The 19,915-nt window shown below is 56.7% G+C and carries 16 protein-coding genes; 8 read left to right on the plus strand and 8 right to left on the minus strand.

Features of this window, described 5'->3' with window-relative positions; translation table 11 throughout:
* Window positions 1-28: 28 nt before the first annotated feature.
* Window positions 29-1,156 carry a methyl-accepting chemotaxis protein gene (locus CLR77_RS20485; protein WP_319823062.1) on the minus strand — a complete coding sequence of 376 codons (1,128 nt, stop codon included), beginning with the start codon at window positions 1,154-1,156 and terminating at the stop codon, window positions 29-31.
* A 469-nt stretch (window positions 1,157-1,625) separates the two neighbouring features.
* Window positions 1,626-2,150 carry a MarR family winged helix-turn-helix transcriptional regulator gene (locus CLR77_RS02065; RefSeq protein WP_097458922.1) on the minus strand — a complete coding sequence of 175 codons (525 nt, stop codon included), beginning with the start codon at window positions 2,148-2,150 and terminating at the stop codon, window positions 1,626-1,628.
* A 692-nt stretch (window positions 2,151-2,842) separates the two neighbouring features.
* Between CLR77_RS02065 and CLR77_RS02070 the strand changes: the two genes are divergently transcribed.
* The 8 genes from CLR77_RS02070 to CLR77_RS02105 all read left to right on the plus strand — a co-directional run bounded on the left by CLR77_RS02070 (window position 2,843) and on the right by CLR77_RS02105 (window position 11,212).
* Window positions 2,843-3,967 carry a branched-chain amino acid ABC transporter substrate-binding protein gene (locus CLR77_RS02070; RefSeq protein ID WP_097458923.1) on the plus strand — a complete coding sequence of 375 codons (1,125 nt, stop codon included), beginning with the start codon at window positions 2,843-2,845 and terminating at the stop codon, window positions 3,965-3,967.
* Between the two features lie 142 nt (window positions 3,968-4,109).
* The gene (livH, locus tag CLR77_RS02075; RefSeq protein WP_097458924.1) at window positions 4,110-5,036 is read left to right on the plus strand and encodes a high-affinity branched-chain amino acid ABC transporter permease LivH; all 927 of its coding nucleotides are present in this window, start codon (window positions 4,110-4,112) and stop codon (window positions 5,034-5,036) included.
* On the plus strand, window positions 5,036-6,304 hold the full coding sequence (livM, locus tag CLR77_RS20405) for a high-affinity branched-chain amino acid ABC transporter permease LivM (protein ID WP_097458925.1): 1,269 nt from the start codon (window positions 5,036-5,038) through the stop codon (window positions 6,302-6,304). The genes livH and livM overlap by 1 nt, the downstream gene beginning before the upstream one ends.
* Before the next feature lie 6 nt (window positions 6,305-6,310).
* Window positions 6,311-7,066, plus strand: coding sequence for a high-affinity branched-chain amino acid ABC transporter ATP-binding protein LivG (gene livG / locus CLR77_RS20410; protein ID WP_097458926.1), 756 nt, complete (start codon window positions 6,311-6,313; stop codon window positions 7,064-7,066).
* A gap of 13 nt (window positions 7,067-7,079) precedes the next feature.
* Complete coding sequence (locus CLR77_RS02090; protein ID WP_097458927.1) at window positions 7,080-7,781, plus strand: ABC transporter ATP-binding protein; 702 nt, start codon at window positions 7,080-7,082, stop codon at window positions 7,779-7,781.
* Window positions 7,782-7,894: 113 nt separating this feature from the next.
* Window positions 7,895-8,356 (plus strand): DUF3015 domain-containing protein, encoded by a 462-nt coding sequence (locus CLR77_RS02095; RefSeq protein WP_097458928.1) that lies wholly within the window; start codon window positions 7,895-7,897, stop codon window positions 8,354-8,356.
* Between the two features lie 106 nt (window positions 8,357-8,462).
* Window positions 8,463-10,364, plus strand: coding sequence for an Lnb N-terminal periplasmic domain-containing protein (locus CLR77_RS02100; protein WP_227519772.1), 1,902 nt, complete (start codon window positions 8,463-8,465; stop codon window positions 10,362-10,364).
* Complete coding sequence (locus tag CLR77_RS02105; protein ID WP_097458929.1) at window positions 10,334-11,212, plus strand: alpha/beta hydrolase; 879 nt, start codon at window positions 10,334-10,336, stop codon at window positions 11,210-11,212. Before CLR77_RS02100 ends, CLR77_RS02105 begins: the two co-directional genes overlap by 31 nt.
* A gap of 258 nt (window positions 11,213-11,470) precedes the next feature.
* Here CLR77_RS02105 and pnp read toward each other — a convergent pair whose 3' ends face one another.
* From pnp to nusA, 6 genes are all read right to left on the minus strand, one after another.
* A complete protein-coding gene (pnp, locus tag CLR77_RS02110) occupies window positions 11,471-13,579 on the minus strand; it encodes a polyribonucleotide nucleotidyltransferase (RefSeq protein ID WP_097458930.1) in 2,109 nt (702 codons plus the stop codon).
* Window positions 13,580-14,044: 465 nt separating this feature from the next.
* The gene (gene rpsO, locus CLR77_RS02115) at window positions 14,045-14,314 is read right to left on the minus strand and encodes a 30S ribosomal protein S15 (protein ID WP_097458931.1); all 270 of its coding nucleotides are present in this window, start codon (window positions 14,312-14,314) and stop codon (window positions 14,045-14,047) included.
* Window positions 14,315-14,414: 100 nt separating this feature from the next.
* On the minus strand, window positions 14,415-15,320 hold the full coding sequence (truB, locus tag CLR77_RS02120) for a tRNA pseudouridine(55) synthase TruB (protein ID WP_097458932.1): 906 nt from the start codon (window positions 15,318-15,320) through the stop codon (window positions 14,415-14,417).
* On the minus strand, window positions 15,307-15,732 hold the full coding sequence (gene rbfA, locus CLR77_RS02125; RefSeq protein WP_097458933.1) for a 30S ribosome-binding factor RbfA: 426 nt from the start codon (window positions 15,730-15,732) through the stop codon (window positions 15,307-15,309). The genes truB and rbfA overlap by 14 nt, the downstream gene beginning before the upstream one ends.
* 83 nt (window positions 15,733-15,815) lie before the next feature.
* On the minus strand, window positions 15,816-18,362 hold the full coding sequence (gene infB, locus CLR77_RS02130; RefSeq protein ID WP_097458934.1) for a translation initiation factor IF-2: 2,547 nt from the start codon (window positions 18,360-18,362) through the stop codon (window positions 15,816-15,818).
* 17 nt (window positions 18,363-18,379) lie between these two features.
* Window positions 18,380-19,873 carry a transcription termination factor NusA gene (gene nusA, locus CLR77_RS02135; RefSeq protein ID WP_097458935.1) on the minus strand — a complete coding sequence of 498 codons (1,494 nt, stop codon included), beginning with the start codon at window positions 19,871-19,873 and terminating at the stop codon, window positions 18,380-18,382.
* Window positions 19,874-19,915 lie beyond the last annotated feature (42 nt).

Below are 19,915 nucleotides of genomic sequence, written 5' to 3' on the forward strand. Positions count from 1 at the left end.
GAACGGCATCCCGACATCCCTCAAACCGCTACAGCCACAGCCGGATGGAAGCGACCGTCGGCGCAAGGCGTGCCGCCCAGTCGGCTTGTTCACCATCCCGCTGCGGCACCGATTCACGCGCCAACGCATCCCGCAATTCACAGAGCGCAGTTGCGTGCGCCACCAGCCATTCGTTCTGCTGTGTCAGCGACAAAAGCAACTGACGACGCTGTGCCTCTAAACGTTCACAGCCCGCCTCGACACTCGGCCAGTCTGCCCCGGAACCGTTATCCCGATCGACGCTTGCCAGCACATCGGCCGCATTCACCAACTGCTGGTTAAGCGACTCCGTCACGTCTTGAATCATCCCTGTGGACTCCCGTGTGCGCCCGACCAGCGCGCGAACCTCATCGGCGACCACCGCAAAGCCTCGGCCGGCATCACCCGCCCGGGCCGCCTCGATGGACGCATTCAGCGCCAGCAGGTTGGTCTGCTCGGCAATGCCGGAAATCATCGCAGCCGCCTGACCGATACGGTCAGCCGACTCCCGGAGATGGGCGAATGCCGACGTCAAGTGTCCTATACGAGCCACCTCTGCTTCAGATTCCGCACGCAGACGCTTAATGGCTGACACCATATCACTCCCGTCTCCATCCGCCACATTGACAGAAGATGACACCCCTTGTGCATCCACTGAAGCCTGCAGCAAACGATCACAATCTTCTGCGAGCTGCTGCCAGGATGAAGCTGCCGACACTTCCGGCGGTGATTGCAGCAAGGCCTCTATATCACCCAGGCGCTGGCATAATATTTGAAGCCGGGACTCAGCCAACGCCGCCTGAAGCGTCGGCATCCCAATGGCTTGCCGCACCCTGGCGACTTCCGGAGCCATTCCTGCGGACAACAGGAGGCCGTCTCCCTCAGTGAGCGGCACCGATCCCTGCAGCATTTGCGCAGTATGCGCATACCAGAACAGGCGTAACGGCAGCAGCGCTGAAAAATGCCCAAGTAGCACGATCCCGTAAGCAGCCCAACCGCCCCCTGCAACGCTGACGGCGACCAGGGCAGCCAGCAAGGCAATCCACAAAGGCCAGGTATTGCGAATCAGCCGCGTCAGCGGCCAGCCATGCCAGAAAGGACGCACAGTACCGAGCGTCGCTTCGGCTTGCGCCTGCAAAGAAGCATCTAGGGGAGTCAAAAGGCAAAGCCGGGCGTCAGAATTGTCACTCGCAATCAGGCACTGTACCCAGGAGGTATCAGCCCATGGTGATCGCAGCGGGAGGGCACCACTCCAGGTAACACCGCTCCGAACAGCCTTTTGCAATGCCGCAAGCGCGTCTGCGGCATCCGCCCGGAACAGGTCCGACAACGAACTCGACTCCCGCGGCAGCGCCGTCGGCGAATCGACCGGAAAGGCCTGGGCCTCACACTGCAGGATGTCACCGACAGGAGAAACCCTTAGCAATAATCGAGGTAGAGCTTGAGATGATGATGAGACAGCGAATGGCATGATTTCCGACGAGTCTGGCCTGAGGAATAGACGGAAAGTGCCCCCGTCACCCTTTTAACTCTAGCCGTCCAGGTTTATTTCGCCAGCTCACAGGGCGCCTTAAATGGAGAGAGCCCTGGGGATACGGAGTTCCTGCTTAACCGGATTCCGCCCGCCGAGAAACCGCATCCTCAGGTTCGGACCACCCGTCCTCGCGATTGATCGGGCCGACATCCAGCACGGGAGAGGCATCGATACGTTCCGCATCCATCATCTGCGCAACCCGCTGCAACGACGAGATAATCATCGTCTGCTCCCACTCATGCAGATTCTGGAATTTGCGAATAAACTCCTCCTGAAGCGGTGCCGGCGCCTGAGCGAGAATCACCTCGCCTTCAGGTGTCAGGTGCGCATGGACCTTACGCTTGTCCGTCTTACTTCGAACCCGGTAAATCAGCTTACGAAGCTCCAGACGGTCAAGAATCGTCGTGACCGTAGCCTGGCTCAGGCTGACCTTATCGGCGATAGTCCCTATTGTCACCTCACCGAGATCCCGGATGGTCTGCATAATAAGTAACTGCGGCGCCGTAAGGCCGGCCGTCTTGCTGAGACGCTTGGAGTGCAGATCGGTCGCCCGCATGACCCGGCGCAGAGCAACCAATACCTGTTCATAGTTATTCATGACGATATCCCACCAGGACTGCTCGGCATGGCGGCGCTCATAGTGCCCGAGCTTTTTTGAGTACAAAGTTTTATGGTTCGACATAATAGCGAAAGAAGCATTGAATCTGGAAGCAATGACTGACCGCTGCGCACGATTTTCAGTGAGCCGACGTCCGCACGAGCGCGAGCCATCTTGCTTCTCGCTAAAACGAAACCCGAGGACGAACCACACCATGCAACCGTGCAGCCCATAAAAAAGAAAGAATGCACACACGCATTTTACTTACAACTCTAACTTTTCTAACACTATTCGTCCACCAACAAAACCCAAGCCATCACAAAGACCCCGGAGCGCAATCGCTCTATTCAGCCAACAATTGCAAACCATCCAATATCCACCCTCACCCCCGGACAAACCCCATCAAGAAAACTTCGACATCAACAGAATATCGCATCACACAACGTCAAATTACCTCACCCTCGCAGGCATTCCCCCCCCAATCAAAGCCCCCACCAGAAGCCGCCAAAAATTGGACACTTTATATACCTGTCCAAAGGTCTTATCCCCTTTCTCTGCCGTCTTGCTTGACAACATTAAGACGCTAGTGTTTGTTTGTTGCATTGTTCGCGGATGTGCGATCACCAAGCGCCATACCCGAACAGCCTGATAAAGAGTGGAAACACACTTAACAATCCAGACAGGACATAAGAATGAAAGGCAAATACGGTAAACTTATTGCAGGGTTAGCGGCATCTGTCGTTTTGGCTGGCGCGGCCACGACCGCCAGCGCGGAAGACACTATCAAGATTGGGATTGCAGGTCCCATGACCGGTCCCGTTGCACAATACGGCGACATGCAGTTCACCGGCACCCGGATGGCTATCAAGCAAATCAACGCCCACGGCGGCGTGATGGGCAAGAAGCTGGTTGCCGTCGAAGAAGACGATGCCTGTGACCCCAAGCAGGCAGTTAACGTTGCCAACGATCTGGTCAACAAGGGTGTGAAGTTCGTTGTAGGCCACCTGTGCTCCAGCTCGACCCAGCCGGCTTCTGACGTTTACGCCGACGAAGGCGTTGTCATGATCACTCCGGCATCTACCAACCCGACGATCACCCAGCGCGGCTACGACAACATCTTCCGCACCATCGGCCTGGACAGCATGCAGGGCCCGATCGCCGCAAACTTCATCGCCGACAAGATCAAACCCAAGCGCGTTGCTGTGGTTCAGGACAAGCAACAGTATGGTGAAGGTATCGCCAGCGCCGTCAAGAAGACCCTCGAGAAGGACGGCGTTAACGTCGTTATGTATGAAGGTATCAACGCCGGCCAGAAAGACTTTTCTTCTCTGATCACCAAGCTCAAGCAAGCCAAAGTCGACTTCGTCTACTACGGCGGCTACCACCCGGAGCTGGGCCTGATCTTGCGTCAAGCCAAGGAAAAAGGCCTGAAAGCCCACTTTATGGGTCCGGAAGGCGTAGGTAACAAAGACATCAACACCATCGCTGGCGACGCAGCTGAAGGCATGTATGTCACCCTGCCGCCCAGCTTCGACACCCTGCCGAAGAACGCTGGCCTGGTTAAAGCCTTCAAGGCCGCCAAGGAGGATCCGACTGGTCCGTTCGTCATGACCTCCTACGCTGCAGTTCAACTGATTGCTGAAGGCATCGAAAAAGCCAAGTCCACCGATCCTGTGAAAGTTGCCAAGGTACTGCACGCTGGCACTTTCGACACCGCAATCGGTGATGTCAGCTTCAACAAGGAAGGCGACCTGAAGAAGTTTAACTTCGTCGTCTACAAGTGGCATTCAGATGGCACTAAAACTCGGGTAGAATAACCACCTTTTTTGCAAAGAACCCAGCACCCTCTCTCCTGATCGGAGACAGGGTGCTTTTTTGAACAGCCTGCCTACCCGGCGGGATCAAAAAGGAGACCTCCGCCAACGCGGGGGTTTCTTTGCAATCGGAGTTCTTCTAACCATGCATGAGCAAATGTTGTATTTCCTGCAGCAGCTCCTCAATGGACTGACCGTAGGAAGTGCCTACGCCCTCATCGCCATCGGCTACACCATGGTTTACGGCATTATCGGCATGATCAACTTCGCCCACGGCGAAATCTATATGATCGGTGCCTACATCGCCCTTATCACCATTACTGGCCTGGCAACCCTCAACATCACGTTCCTCCCCGTCGTTCTGGTTATCGCCCTGGTTCTCGCCATGATCGTATCCAGCGCATTCGGCTGGAGCATGGAACGTGTGGCTTATCGCCCTTTGCGGGGAGGCAATCGCCTGAACCCGCTGATTTCCGCCATCGGCGTGTCCTACTTCCTGAAAAATTACGTGCTTCTGGCTCAAGGTTCCCGCGATATCGGTTTCCCGCTGCTGATCAAAGGCAGCTGGACCTTCGGCGACCCCAATGGGTTTGAGGCCAACTTTTCCTACATGCAGCTGACGATTTTCATCGTCACGATCGTCTGCATGGTGGCGCTGACGCTGTTCATCTCCAAATCCCGCCTGGGCCGCGCCTGTCGCGCCGTGGCGCAGGATTTGAAGATGGCCAACCTTCTGGGTATCGATACACACAAGATCATCGCGGCGACCTTCGTCATCGGTTCCGCGCTGGCCGCCGTTGCCGGCATGCTGCTGGGCATGTACTACGGATCCATCGATCCAGAGTTCGGTTTCATTGCCGGCCTCAAGGCCTTTACTGCAGCCGTACTGGGCGGCATCGGCAGCATTCCCGGCGCCATGCTGGGCGGCATCGTACTGGGCGTTGCGGAAAGCTTCACTTCAGCGTACCTGTCCACCGACTACAAGGACGTGGTGTCCTTCCTGCTGCTGATTCTGATCCTGCTGTTCCGGCCCTCAGGCCTGCTGGGTAAACCCGAAGTGGAGAAGATCTGATGCTAGCCAAAAGACTTCCCTTCGCGGCCCTTTGTGCCGTACTGACCCTGGTTATGGGTTTGCCTATCCTGGGCTTGAACCTGACTCCACAGGGCATCCACATCGTGCTCAAGTCCGCGCCAAGCGCCACGTTCATGTGGATCGCGCTGGGTGCGGCCGTGGTCTTCCTGTTCCAGTTGTTCAAGGATTACCTATCCGGCTTCTGGCGTCAGGTCCCCCTGCCCAAGGCATCGTCCTTCACCCCTAACCTGGAAGGCCGTAAGCGGATCTATGCTGAACGGGCAGGCTGGTTCCTGGTTGCCGTACTGGCATTTGCCATGCCGTTCTTTGCCAGCCGAGGCGCCACGGCCCTGGGCAATCTGGTACTGATCTACGTTATTTTGGGCCTGGGCCTGAATATCGTGGTGGGACTGGCCGGCCTGCTCGACCTGGGCTATGTCGCCTTCTACGCTGTTGGCGCCTACAGCTACGCCCTGCTGCACCAGTATTTCGGTTTCGGATTCTGGGAGGCGTTACCCATCAGCGCCATTCTGGCTGCCACCTTTGGCTTTGTCCTGGGTTTCCCGGTATTGCGTCTGCGCGGCGACTACCTCGCCATCGTCACCCTCGGTTTCGGGGAGATCATCCGGATCGTGATTAACAACATGACCTGGCTGACCGGCGGCCCCAACGGCATTGGCGGCATCCCCAATCCGACCCTGTTCAACATGGAGTTCGGCCGCATCGTCAAGGATCCAGGCGACACCCTGTTCTACAAAGTCCTCGGCATTGAGTACAACAGCAACCACAAGGTGATATTCCTCTACCTCATCACCCTCGTCTTTGCCCTCTTCACCGTCTTCGTTATCAAACGACTAACGAAGATGCCCGTCGGGCGCGCGTGGGAGGCACTGCGCGAGGATGAAATCGCCTGCCGTTCGCTGGGACTCAGTCGTACAGGCATCAAGCTATCCGCCTTTACGTTAGGCGCCTTCTTTGCCGGTTTTGCCGGTTGCGTTTTCGCCGCCAAACAAAGTTTCATCAGCCCTGATTCGTTCAATCTCTACGAATCGGTCATCGTGCTCGTGATTGTGGTTTTGGGCGGCATGGGTTCACAGGTCGGCATCATCCTCGCCGCCGCCATCCTGACCATGCTCCCCGAGCTGGCACGGGACATGGCGCAATACCGCATGCTGTTCTTCGGACTGCTGATGGTACTGATGATGATCTGGCGCCCGCAGGGGCTGATCCCCATGAAACGCACACCTGTCGAACTGGCCCGGGAGTAACGAAGGATGCTTGAAGTACGCGATCTTTCGATGCGCTTCGGCGGGCTATTGGCTGTCGACGGCGTATCGCTGAACCTCAATGAACGGGAAATCTTTTCCATCATCGGCCCCAACGGGGCCGGTAAAACCACGGTTTTCAACTGCATCAGCGGTTTCTACCGACCAACCGGTGGCGAAATCCAGTTTAACGGGCATGCCATCCACAGCATGCCGGACTATCGCATCGCTCGGCTGGGCATGGTTCGCACCTTCCAGCACGTGCGCCTATTCAACCGGATGACGCCCCTGGAAAACCTGATGGTGGCTCAACACCACCAGGTCAACACCAACCTGTTCGCCGGCCTGTTCAAGACACCGAGCTATCGTCATCGCGAGCAGGAAGCCATGGACCGTGCTGTCTACTGGCTGAAGAAAGTCAACCTGCTCGAATTGGCGAACCGGGAAGCCGGCAACCTGGCCTATGGCCAGCAGCGTCGACTTGAAATCGCCCGTTGCATGGTGACCGGCCCGAAACTGTTGATGCTGGATGAGCCTGCCGCTGGCCTTAACCCTAGGGAGACTCGGGACCTGAACGAGCTGATCGTCAGCCTGAAGGAGGACTACAACGTTGCCGTCCTGCTGATCGAGCATGACATGGGACTGGTTATGGGCATCTCCGACCGGATTGCCGTTATCAACCAGGGGCGCCCCCTGGCACAAGGCACACCGGACGAAATCCGTTGCAACCCGGATGTGATCAAAGCCTATCTGGGTGAAGAATAAGCGGGAGACTATGATGCTCACACTGGAAAACGTGCATACGCAGTATGGCAAGATTGAGGCGCTGCATGGCGTCTCGCTAACCGTTGAAGCAGGGGAAATCGTTACCTTGATCGGCGCCAACGGCGCCGGCAAAACGACACTGCTGATGACCATCTGTGGCGACCCGCGGGCCAGCGCCGGGACCATCACATTCGATGGTCGCGACATCACCCACGAGGACACCGCCAGCATCATGCGTTCCGGCCTGGCCATCGTGCCGGAAGGACGCCGCATTTTCCCTGGCCTGTCGGTCGAGGAGAACCTGCATATGGGCGGATTCTTCCGCTCAAAGCAGGAAGTGCTGGAAAGTATGGATTATGTCTGCGATCTGTTCCCTCGCCTGAAGGAGCGCCTCTCGCAGCGTGCCGGGACCATGTCCGGCGGCGAACAGCAGATGCTGGCCATCGGTCGCGCACTGATGAGCAGACCCCGGGCGCTGTTCCTGGACGAACCTTCTCTGGGGCTCGCGCCGCTGATCATCAACCAGATCTTCGAGATCATTGGCCAGTTACGCGAGGAAGGCATCACCATCTTCCTCGTCGAACAGAATGCCAATCAGGCCCTGAAACTGGCTGACCGGGGTTACGTGCTGGAGAATGGCCGGATCGTGCTTCATGACACCGGCGATAACCTGCTGGCCAACGAGGACGTCCGTAAAGCCTATCTGGGTGGTTAGCGTATTGGCGAAAAGGCCTTCTGGGCTATACTGCTGAGGCACCCCCCCATGGCGCTTGACGCGACGGGAATAGAAAGAAAGAGAGCAGTTTCACTTCGTACAAGGAGTTGACAATGAAAAAGCTGATTGCTGGTGCAGTTCTTCTGGGCGCATCTTCGCTGGCCTTTGCACAACCGGGATGTGGCGTTGGCGCCATGATCTGGAAAGGCCAATCGGGTATCGCTCCGCATGTCCTGGCAGCGACCACCAACGGTTCCTTCGGTAACCAGACCTTTGGTATGACCACCGGTACGCTGGGCTGTAACACCAACGAAGCCGTGCAGTCGATGGCCATGTACATGAACAACAACGTGAACAACGTTGCGCGTGACATGTCCCGCGGCCAAGGCGAAAACCTGACGACGGTAGCGGTACTGCTGGGCGTACAGCCGCAGGATCGTGCGACCTTCAACCAGGTCATGCAAGCTCATTTCAACACGATTTTCCCGTCGGCCAACACCACTTCAAACGAGGCAGTCGACAATATCATCAACGTGATGAAAGGCGACAAAACCCTCCAGAAGTACGTCAGCTAAACACGACGTAAAAGGGGCCCCAATCGGGGCCCCTTGTTTTCCGCCCCGCCCACAGTTTCGTTGTTCGCGGGATGCCTTCGATATTCGATCCGGATAACACGTCCTCGTGATTGCCCCACGCTGCCTTCGATATCTGCTGTTCACATTGGGTGCAATGCTTTCCCTGACGGCTCAGGCCTCCACGCTATCCATTGCCGATGCCACAGCACTTGCCCAACAACGCGGCCTGGCCCACAACCCGGCCTGGCTTGCACTTGTCCACTATCGCATCAATCACATTACCGGGGACTACACGAGCGAAGCGGACGATCCACGCTTTTTCCTCAGTCCCAAGGGTAAACACTCGCCGGGCGCGGAACTCAAGGCGACGCTTCAGGCCATCCTGACTCCCGGCCAAGGCAACAAGGATGCGCGTTGCCGCTTTCCGGCCCGCGATCACTGGCTAAGGCAGGTTTTGGGCATACCCCAAACGCCAGTCAGCTGCCCCGCGTTGGACGCCTGGCTGAAGAAACTGGACACGGCACAGGTTACACTGGTTTTCGCCGCATCCTACCTAAACAGCCCTTCCTCTATGTTCGGGCATACGTTTTTGCGGCTGGACCCGCCCTCCAGCAATACAAAAACCGATTTACTGTTGGCCAGCACCGTTTCCTATGCCGCTGATGCCAACGCCACCGACAGCGAGATTGTTTTTGCCTATCGTGGCATTTTCGGTGGTTACCCCGGTGTTACCTCCGTGCGCCCCTACTATGAAAAGATCAAACAATATTCCGACATCGAAAACCGGGACCTCTGGGAATACCGCCTCAACCTGAAGCCCCAAGAAATTCAGCGCCTGCTCTGGCATTCCTGGGAAGTACAAAACATTCGTTTCGATTACTACTTTTTCGATGAAAACTGCGCCTACCGCCTGCTTGAGTTACTAGATGTGGCTCGCCCGGGATTGGACCTGACAGCCCGCGTCACCACCCATGCGATTCCGTCTGATACCGTGCGCTGGGTTGTCGACGCCGGCCTGGTCGATCATGTGCATTACCGCCCTTCCTCAGCGACCGCCGTTGCCTATCAAATCCAGCAACTGTCGCCCCAGGAACAGATACTGACCCGACAACTCGCCGATGGCACACTCAAGCCCACCGCCCCCAAGGTGCTGGCGCTGCCGCCTGCCCGACGTGCGGAAGTGCTCGATACGACCTATAACTATGTGCAATACATGGCAATCGAGGACAAGTGGCCGCGGAAACGAGTTGCACCGCTGTCCTACCAACTCCTTGCAGCACGAAGCGCGCTGGATCTACAGAGCGCCCCTCCGCAGCCGCCGACACCTGAGATTCGCGATGATCAGGGGCATGATACGTTCCGCTTCAGCATCGCAGGCGGACGGGATTCCCACCGGAATATCGTGCGCATTTCGCTGCGCCCGGCCTACCACGACCTGCTCGACTCCCCCGGAGGTTACCGCCCAGGCGCGCAACTCCAATTCCTGCGTTTCGATGGTCGCTATTATCCGGATAACAACAGCCTGCGCGTTGATCAACTCACCGGTGTCGAAATCCGTTCTCTATCGCCGCGCAATGCCTTCTTCCACCCCCTATCATGGCAGGTCGGTTTCGGCGCCCGTCGACGCATGATTGCCAATGGCCAGGAAGCGCTAACCCCCTACCTCGATGGCGGAGCAGGTTTCGCCTGGGCACCGACACCGGAATGGCTGGCTGTCGCCATGGGAACCGCTGATCTGGAAATCAGTCAAAAGATCGCTCAGGGCTACCATGCAGCACCGGGCGTCGATTTGATGCTGCTTCATCAAGGCAGCTCATTGAGTGCAGCGGCCGGTGTGCGCAGCAAACTCTGGATGGCCAGTGGTTACTCAAAGCGCGAAGACACAGCCTATCTGCGGGGCGATTGGCATATCAGAAGGAATTTCGGCCTCTTTACCTCGCTCGACCGAACCCACTACCTGAATCGTTATAGGACATCATGGCTGGTCGGCTTTCACACTTACTTCTAGGCATCATTTTATTATTAAGTCTCGGCCTGAGCGGATGCAGCTCGCTCTTTTTCTATCCGGACAGCCGGCATTACCTGTCGCCACCGGATTTGGGCCTACGCTATCAGGATGTGCCCCTTGAAACCTCCGACGGCACACACCTGAATGCATGGTGGTTACCCGCCGACGGCAATAGCCTTGGCACGATCTACTACTTACACGGCAATGCACAGAACATGGGCGCCTTCCTCATCAACATCGGCTGGCTGCCCAAGGCCCACTACAATGTCTTCATGATCGACTACCGAGGGTTCGGCAAGTCCAGCGGGTCGCCGGATCTCGAAGGTGCCTTGAACGATGCGGAAACGGGCCTACGCTGGGTCTATCAACACCATTCGCAACAGCCAGTCTTCCTGTTGGGACAAAGCCTGGGCGCCGCGCTGACGTTGGACCTGGCGGGACACTGGCGTCAATTTGGCGACAGACCCGCCGGGGTTATCGCCGATGGCGCCTTTACGGGGTTCCGGCGAATTGCTCGGGAAAAGCTCGACCAGTTCTGGCTGACCTGGCCACTGCAGTATCCGCTAGCCTGGACCATCCCAGATGGTCACGAGCCCATTGATAACGTCGGACATATCAGCCCGGTGCCGCTCATGCTGATCAGCAGCCACCATGACCATATCGTTCCCTTCCACCATGGCGCACAGCTGTTCCAGGCCGCAGGGGAACCCAAACGTTTCCTGGCAACGGAAACACCGCACACCGCCACCTTTCTTGTGCCCCGTTATCGACGAGAAGTATTGAGTTTTCTGGCGGAGTACGGACGTTCGCCATTGACTGGCGAACCAGCCCTGAGCGACACCCATTAATTCAACGGCCAGGCTTATTCGTCAAGCCTGTCAAAAACAGCGCCTCTTTAGAAAAGGCTTGCGGGAAGCCCCAACGCAAACGCCCTTCGACGTTGCGGCAACTGACCGGCACGAACCTGCGCCTGCCCGATGGAAAGGAGCTTACCGCCGCCGACGGCCGATACTGCCATTCCGATTCAAAGCATCTCGTAACGGATAGCCTTAGCTGGCCACAAAAAAACCCGGCAGATGCCGGGTTTTCGTTTCAACACATCGAAATCAGTCCAGTTCGGGCGCTTCGCCTTCCTGCACGTCCTTCATGCTCAACTTGACGCGGCCGCGGGCATCAACATCCAGCACCTTGACCATCACTTCCTGACCTTCAGTCAGTTCGTCGCGCACACTCTCGATACGGCGATCCGCGATCTGTGAAATGTGCACCAAGCCGTCTTTGCCCGGGAGGATGTTAACGAAAGCACCAAAATCGACGATGCGTTCAACCTTGCCCTTGTACACCCTGCCCACTTCAATCTCAGCGGTGATTTCCATGATGCGATTGATCGCATCTTCCGCCGCCTTGAGATTTTCCGCGTAAACACGAATCTTACCGTCGTCGTCGATATCGATAGACGCGCCAGTCTCATCACAGATCGAGCGAATGGTGGCACCACCCTTGCCGATAACATCACGGATCTTATCCGGATGAATCTTCAGCGTGTGCATGCTCGGCGCTTTCTCAGACAGCGTTTCGCGGGACTTATCGATGACCTTGGCCATTTCACCGAGGATATGGATACGCGCGTGGTAAGCCTGCTCCAACGCGGTTTCCATGATTTCCTCGGTAATGCCGTTGATCTTGATATCCATCTGCAGCGCGGTCACACCATCGGAGGTCCCGGCCACTTTGAAGTCCATGTCACCTAGATGATCCTCGTCACCAAGGATATCCGTCAAAACGGCGAACTGATCACCTTCTTTCACCAGCCCCATGGCGATACCGGCAACCGGCGCCGCCAGGGGAACACCCGCATCCATCAGCGCCAAGCTACTACCGCAGACGGAAGCCATTGAACTGGAACCGTTGGATTCGGTGATTTCCGATACGACGCGAATGACATAAGGAAACTCGTCGTCAGTCGGCATAACAGCCTGAACGCCACGCTTGGCCAGACGGCCATGACCCACTTCACGGCGGCCAGGGGCACCTACACGACCGGTTTCGCCGACAGAGAAAGGCGGGAAGTTATAGTGGAACATGAAATGTTCCTTCCGCTCGCCTTCCAGCGCGTCGATGATCTGTGCATCACGAGTGGTGCCCAGCGTGGTGACGACCAACGCCTGGGTTTCACCGCGCGTGAACAGCGCGGAACCATGGGCATTGGGCAACACACCAACTTCTACTTCAATCGGACGAACCGTCTTGTTGTCTCGACCATCGATACGCGCTTCGCCACGAATGATCCGACCACGAACAACACGCTTTTCCAGTTTGCTGAAGTAGCCTTTCACCTCATCGGCGCTGGGCTGACCTTCTCCCTCGCCGGAAAACCGTTCAACAGCCTGACTGCGCAACTCACCGAGCTGGTTGTATCGCTCCATCTTCTCGCGAATGGTGTAGGCATCGCTGATCTTGCTTTCGAATTCAGCCGCCAGCCCTTCAGCCAGCGCGGTATTAGTCGCAGGAGGCTGCCAGTCCCATTTCTGGACATCGACTTCAGCGGCAAATGCATTCACCGCTTCAATAACGGCCTGCATTTCCTGATGCGCAAAGAGCACGCCACCCAACATCTGGTCTTCGGTGAGCCCATTGGCTTCGGATTCCACCATGAGGACAGCATCGCTGGTGCCTGCAACGACCATGTTGAGACGCGAGCTCTTCAACTGCTCGTAGCTCGGATTGAGTGAGTAGCCGTTCTCATCGGTATAGCCCACACGCGCGGCGCCGATGGGGCCTTCAAAAGGCACACCGGATACCGACAGGGCAGCGGATGTCGCAATCATTGCAGCGATATCCGGATCCTGATCCTTGTTGGAGGACATCACAGTACAGATCACCTGTACTTCGTTCATGAAGCCTTTCGGGAACAGAGGACGGATGGGACGGTCGATCAGACGCGAAGTTAGCGTCTCTTTCTCGGACGGTCGGCCTTCACGCTTGAAGAAACCACCAGGAATCTTGCCGACCGCGTAGGTCTTTTCCATGTAGTGGACACTCAGCGGGAAGAAATCCTGCCCGGGTTTCATGTCTTTGGCAGCGACAACAGTTGCCAGAACGGAAGTGTCGTCAACGGTGACCAGCACCGCGCCCGTTGCTTGACGGGCAATACGCCCCGTTTCGAGAGTGACTGTTGAGTCACCGTACTGAAAGGTTTTTTTAACTGGATTCACAATTGCTCCTTTCCAGTGTGATGCAAGCTGTCTGAGTACTATCCGACGGCCAGCCCATGCATGGAAAGGCCATCGATCCTGAATGCATGGCCGGCTGACTTTCCGGCCGTTGATACTCTGCTCGCGTCCCTAATATGGGACAATTAAAAATAGACAATACGCGCCGAACTTTATTCACACCCCTGAAGGGTACGAATCTGGACGTTGCGTCCGTCTGGCATTCAACAGGACAGCCCAAGCCCGGCCCTTAACTGGCAACCTCCAACGCCCATCAAAAACGAGGAGTTCTGCACATCGACCCAGGATACTGTCCCCAATGACACCGCCTTGATTGGACGCACGCAACAGCGGCAAAGCAACTTTCAACAACGTGCGCTCAAACCGGAAAGACCTTGGCGTTCTTCAGAGAACCGTGTCAGGCCGCCAAGGCGAGCCTGACACGTCACACAAATCCGCGAAAAACGCTTAGCGACGCAGTCCAAGACGACCGATCAGCTGAACGTAGCGTTCCGCATCCTTGCTCTTCAGGTAATCGAGCAACTTACGACGCTGGTTAACCATGCGAATCAGGCCACGACGGGAATGATGATCCTGTTTGTTGACCTTGAAATGATCTTGCAGCTTGTCGATGTTGGCGCTCAGCAGTGCTACCTGAACCTCAGGAGATCCGGTATCACCTTCAGCGCGCTGATAACCCTTTACGATCTTTGCTTTCTCTTCGGCGTTCAGTGCCATGATTCAACCTCAAAATATGCCTTTTTCAATGCAGAGGGAACCGCGCATATTTACAGCTCCCGCTACCCATTCCTCCGTCCGGCTGCCCTATGCAGCTGGCTCAGGGGGAACTCTGTATGAGACGCCGGGGTTGCACCCGACCGTCTGCCAAGTATTCGCCCAGTCCTACAAAACGATCCGCCCCATACAGGCGCACCGGTCCCGGCACTGGACAGCCGTCTATTCTAACGGGTTGTCCGTTCAATATCGATACGAGATGTTCTGGATTCAGTACAATTTGCGGCAACGCCTTCAATGCCGTATCCACGGGCATCAGACGCCCTTCGCGCACCTCTGGCGGCTCTTCCTGCAACTGTTCAAGGGAGACGGCAACCGCTTCCGTAAAACCCGCCGCCATCGTACGACGCAAAGCCGTCAGGTGAGCGCCACACCCAAGGGCCTCACCAATGTCCTGAACCAGAGACCGGATATAGGTCCCTTTACTACAGCGGACGGCAATCTCGAAACCATCGGCTGCCAGGCTCAGGAGAGTCAGTTCGTAAATCGTCACGCGACGGGCTTTGCGTTCGACCTCCACACCTTGCCGGGCCAGCTCGTAGAGAGGCCGCCCCTGGTGCTTCAGGGCTGAATACATCGGCGGCACTTGATCGATTTCTCCACGAAACTGCGCCAAGACCTCTTCCAACTGCGCTTCATCAAGCGATTCAGGAAGGGGACGCTCGCGGATGATCTCGCCTTCGCTATCACCGGTGGAGGTGACCTGCCCCAGACGCGCCCTGGCAACATAAGCCTTATCCGCGTCCAGCAGGTACTGCGAAAACTTGGTGGCTTCACCCAGACAGATCGGCAACACTCCCGTCGCCAGCGGGTCAAGACTTCCAGTATGCCCGGCTTTCGCCGCATCCAGGCACCGTTTTACACGCTGCAGGACCCCATTCGATGTCAGCCCCTGAGGCTTGTCAACAACCAGAATCCCATCAAGACGGCGGCCCTTACGACGCCTCATGGTCCTCTCCCGCCGGACCGTCCTCGCCATGCTCGTGCTCACCGTCTTCCTTCACGGCCCGATTAATCAAGGCATCGAGACGCCGACTCTCACCCGCCAACGCATCGAAATGGAAACGCAGATGGGGAACGATCCGCAATTTCATGGCGCGTCCCAAGGCGCTTCGCAAAAAGCCGGCTGCCCCTTGAAGCACTTTCAGAGACTGTTCCACTTCAGGTGAGGAAGCATTTAATTCCTCAGTACTGAGCAACGTAAAGTAAACTTCTGCGTAGCCCATATCGCGACTGACGCGAACATCACTGATGGTGACCAGCCCTACGCGGGGATCTTTGATTTCCCGCTGCAGAAGCCAAGCCAGCTCTCGCTGGATCTGGTCGGCCACCCGGTCGGTTCTTTTGAATTCTCGAGGCATGAATATTTTCCGGAATTACCTGACTAGGGGTATAGGCCAACCAAAGGGAGCCCCATCATCGGAGATCCCTTTGGTCTCAACCTTTAACCCAGGGTACGCTCTACGCGGACACGATCGAAGACTTCGATCTGGTCGCCCACTTTGACATCGTAACCCTTGACGCCAATACCACACTCCATGCCGTTACGAACTTCGGCGACGTCGTCCTTGAAGCGACGCAGCGACTCCAGTTCGCCCTCGAAGATCACAACGTTGTCACGCAACACGCGAATCGGCTTGTTGCGATAGACCGTACCTTCCACAACCATACAGCCCGCCACCTGTCCGAACTTCGGCGAACGGAAGGTATCGCGCACTTCGGCAATGCCGACGATATCTTCGCGATATTCCGGCGCCAACATCCCGGTCAGAGCATGCTTGACGTCATCCAGGATGTTATAGATAACGCTGTAATAGCGCAGATCCAGGCCTTCCTTCTCGACGATCTTCTTAGAGGCACTGTCGGCACGCACGTTAAAGCCAAAGATGACCGCACCCGTGGCCAGCGCCAGGTTGACGTCAGTTTCGGCAATACCACCAACACCGGAAGACACAACCTTGACCTGCACTTCGTCGTTACCGATATCCTGCAATGCCTTGGTAATCGCTTCCAGCGAACCACGCACGTCGGTCTTCAGAACGATATTGAGTGTCTTGGTCTGATCCTTGCCCATGTTCTCGAACAAGTTTTCCAGTTTGGTCGCCTGCTGCCGCTGCAAACGCTGTTCACGTTCACGCCCCTTACGGAACTCGGCAAGCTCACGCGCCTTCTTCTCATCAGCAACGACAACGAACTCATCGCCCGCGTCCGGCGTTCCGTTCAGACCCAGAACCTCGACCGGAATCGAAGGACCTGCCTCTTTCACCTGATCGCCACTTTCATTGATCATGGCGCGAACCTTACCGAAGAAGGCGCCGGCAACGATCATGTCGCCCTGACGCAGCGTACCGTTCTGGACCAGAATGGTGGCTACCGAACCGCGACCTTTCTCAAGGCTCGACTCGATTACAACACCCTTGCCGGGCGCATCGGGAACAGCCTTGAGCTCCAGGACTTCCGCCTGCAGCAGAACCGACTCCAGCAACTGGTCGATGCCCGCGCCTGTGTGCGCAGAAACCGGCACGAACTGCGTATCGCCGCCCCACTCTTCAGGAATAACATCCAGGGCGGCCAGTTCGTTCTTGACGCGATCCGGATCGGCCTGTTCCTTATCCATCTTATTGACAGCCACGACCAGCGGAACGCCGGCAGCACGGGCGTGCTGTACAGCTTCTTCCGTCTGCGGCATCACACCGTCATCCGCGGCTACGACCAGGATGACGATATCCGTACACTGGGCACCGCGAGCACGCATCGCTGTGAAGGCCGCGTGGCCAGGCGTATCCAGGAAGGTCACCATGCCGTGATCGGTATTCACGTGATAAGCGCCGATATGCTGCGTAATACCGCCAGACTCACCCGCTGCCACCTTGGTACGGCGAATGTAATCCAACAGCGAAGTCTTACCGTGATCGACGTGGCCCATCACTGAGACGACCGGTGCACGGGGCTGTTCATCACCTTCAAAGCTGATGCCGCTGAGGACGTCAGACTCGATGGCGTCGGAACGGACCAGCCTCACCTTATGCCCCATCTCTTCAACAACCAGAACAGCCGTATCCTGATCCAGGCTCTGATTGATATTCGCCATGACACCCATACCCATCAGGGTCTTGATGACATCGACTGATTTGACGGCCATACGTTGGGCCAAATCCGATACCGTAATCGTTTCGGGTACATCCACTTCACGCACCATGGGTTTGGTGGGTTTCTCGAACGCATGCTTACGCGACTTTTTCTTCTGTCGCGACGGCTTTGCAAGCCGCGCATCGTCATCGTCTTCTACCAGCGCAACGAACTCTTCCTCGACACGTACACGAGGTCCGCGATGCCCGGCAGATTTGCCTTTGGACTTATGCGCTGCTTCATCATCCGCATCATCACGCGGACGCTTTTTCTTCTTGGCCTTGCGGCTCTCGCGTGCGGCTTCCTCTTCCGGCGTCAACACCGGCTCAACGATAGGTGTTTCGCCTTCCGTCGCAGGCGGCTCTACAGCTACAACTTCCGGCTCTACCGCTGCAGCCGGAGATTCCTCGGCGACCTCTGTCGAAGCATCTACCGCAACTACCGGCGTTTCCGTGGCTTCCGACACGGCTTCCACGGTTTCTGGCGATACCCCTTCTGCTGCGAGCTGCTCTTCCTCAGCCTCGAGGTTACGACGCTCCGCTTCTGCTTCAACGGGCGTTTCGGTGCGCTTGATGTAAGTCCGCTTCTTACGGACCTCCACATTGACGGTTTTGCCGCGATTGGCACCAGCGCCCATTTTCAGCGTGGTGGTTGTCTTACGCTTAAGCGTAATGCGATGCGGCTCGCCATCGGCCTCACCATGACTGCGACGCAGAAAGGCGAGAAGGTGCTGCTTTTCATCGTCTGTGACGATGTCGTCTTCCGCGCGCTGCTGCAGTCCGGCGTCTTCGATCTGACGGAGCAAACGGTCAACGGGAGCGCCTACATCATCGGCCAGTTGCTTTACGGTCACATCTGACATACTGGTCCTCCTCCCGATTATTCCTGTTCCTCGAACCAGGGCGCCCGGGCGGTCATGATCAACTGACCGGCACGCTCCTCGCTCATACCTTCAACCTCGAGCAGATCATCCACCGACTGCTCGGCCAGATCCTCTCGACTACATATACCCTTTGAAGCCAAGACAACTGCCAGGTCAGGATCCATGCCTTCCATGTTCAGCAGATCGTCTTCCGGCGCCTTGCCCTCAAGCGCTTCTTCACTGGCCAGCGCCTGATTCAGCAGCACATCCTTCGCCCGCTTTCTCAGCATATTGACCAGATCTTCATCAAACCCTTCGATGCCAAGCATCTCCTCCATCGGCACATAGGCCACTTCTTCCAGGGAGGTGAAGCCTTCTTCGACAAGCACTCCCGCCAATTCTTCATCGACATCCATCTTGCTGACGAAGTAATCCAGCAAGCGGTTGAACTCCTGCTCCTGACGTTGACCGGCCTCTTCCTCAGTCATCACGTTCAGTTCCCAGCCGGTCAGCTCACTGGCGAGTCGAACATTCTGTCCGTTACGACCAATCGCCTGAGCCAGGTTTTCCTCGCTGACGGCCACATCCATCGTGTGACGATCTTCATCCATCACAATCGATGCCACCTCTGCCGGCGCCATCGCATTGATAACCAATTGCGCTGAGTTGTCGTCCCACAACACAATATCGATACGCTCACCGCCCAACTCGTTGGACACTGCCTGGACACGCGATCCACGCATACCCACACAGGCTCCGACGGGATCAATACGGCCATCGTTCGTTTTAACCGCAATCTTGGCGCGCAGACCGGGATCCCGCGCGGCACCGCGAATTTCGATCAGCTCTTCCGCAATTTCCGGCACCTCGATACGGAACAACTCAATCAGCATGCCAGGATTACTGCGACTCAGAATCAACTGCGGCCCGCGGTGATCGCTGCGAATCTCCAACAAGAGAGCTCGCACACGGTCGCCCATTCGAAATGTCTCGCGGGGGATCAACTGATCACGAGGCAACAAGGCTTCCGCATTGCTACCCAAATCCACGATAACGTTATCCCGGGTCACTTTCTTGACGGTACCGGAAACCAGCTCGCCGACGCGATTGCGGTAGCTATCGACAATCTTGCTACGCTCGGCTTCACGGACTTTCTGGAAAATAATCTGTTTGGCCGCCTGTGCACCGATTCGGCCGAAGGCTACGGATTCAGTTTTTTCTTCGTAAATGTCGCCGGCCTGCAGAGAGGCATCTTTTTCATGAGCCTCCTCCAGTGTCAGGTCCGCACCCAGAGAGGGCACCGTATCGTTGTCAACGACGGTCCAGCGACGGAACGTTTCGTACTCGCCAGTCTTACGATCAATGGCCACACGGATGTCGACATCTTCTTCTTCGTAACGTTTTCTGGCGGCAGTGGCCAAAGCCAACTCGATAGCTTCAAAAATAACTTCTTTATCAACGCCTTTCTCGTTGGAAACTGCTTCAACCACCAGCAAGATTTCTTTATTCATCCGATTGCCCTGCCCTTGACTGAAATCTCGTAAAGACTGTAA

It is taken from the genome of Mangrovitalea sediminis, from assembly GCF_002514725.1.
GTDB lineage: Bacteria > Pseudomonadota > Gammaproteobacteria > Pseudomonadales > Oleiphilaceae > Mangrovitalea > Mangrovitalea sediminis.

Coding starts and splice junctions, on each gene's coding strand:
- rpsO (WP_097458931.1), bottom strand. CDS start 14,314: ATGGCACTGAACGCCGAAGAGAAAGCAAAGATCGTAAAGGGTTATCAG.
- nusA (WP_097458935.1), bottom strand. CDS start 19,873: ATGAATAAAGAAATCTTGCTGGTGGTTGAAGCAGTTTCCAACGAGAAA.
- CLR77_RS02070 (WP_097458923.1), top strand. CDS start 2,843: ATGAAAGGCAAATACGGTAAACTTATTGCAGGGTTAGCGGCATCTGTC.
- livH (WP_097458924.1), top strand. CDS start 4,110: ATGCATGAGCAAATGTTGTATTTCCTGCAGCAGCTCCTCAATGGACTG.
- CLR77_RS02105 (WP_097458929.1), top strand. CDS start 10,334: ATGGCTGGTCGGCTTTCACACTTACTTCTAGGCATCATTTTATTATTA.
- CLR77_RS02090 (WP_097458927.1), top strand. CDS start 7,080: ATGCTCACACTGGAAAACGTGCATACGCAGTATGGCAAGATTGAGGCG.
- truB (WP_097458932.1), bottom strand. CDS start 15,320: ATGAGGCGTCGTAAGGGCCGCCGTCTTGATGGGATTCTGGTTGTTGAC.
- infB (WP_097458934.1), bottom strand. CDS start 18,362: ATGTCAGATGTGACCGTAAAGCAACTGGCCGATGATGTAGGCGCTCCC.
- CLR77_RS02065 (WP_097458922.1), bottom strand. CDS start 2,150: ATGAATAACTATGAACAGGTATTGGTTGCTCTGCGCCGGGTCATGCGG.
- livG (WP_097458926.1), top strand. CDS start 6,311: ATGCTTGAAGTACGCGATCTTTCGATGCGCTTCGGCGGGCTATTGGCT.
- CLR77_RS02095 (WP_097458928.1), top strand. CDS start 7,895: ATGAAAAAGCTGATTGCTGGTGCAGTTCTTCTGGGCGCATCTTCGCTG.
- rbfA (WP_097458933.1), bottom strand. CDS start 15,732: ATGCCTCGAGAATTCAAAAGAACCGACCGGGTGGCCGACCAGATCCAG.
- livM (WP_097458925.1), top strand. CDS start 5,036: ATGCTAGCCAAAAGACTTCCCTTCGCGGCCCTTTGTGCCGTACTGACC.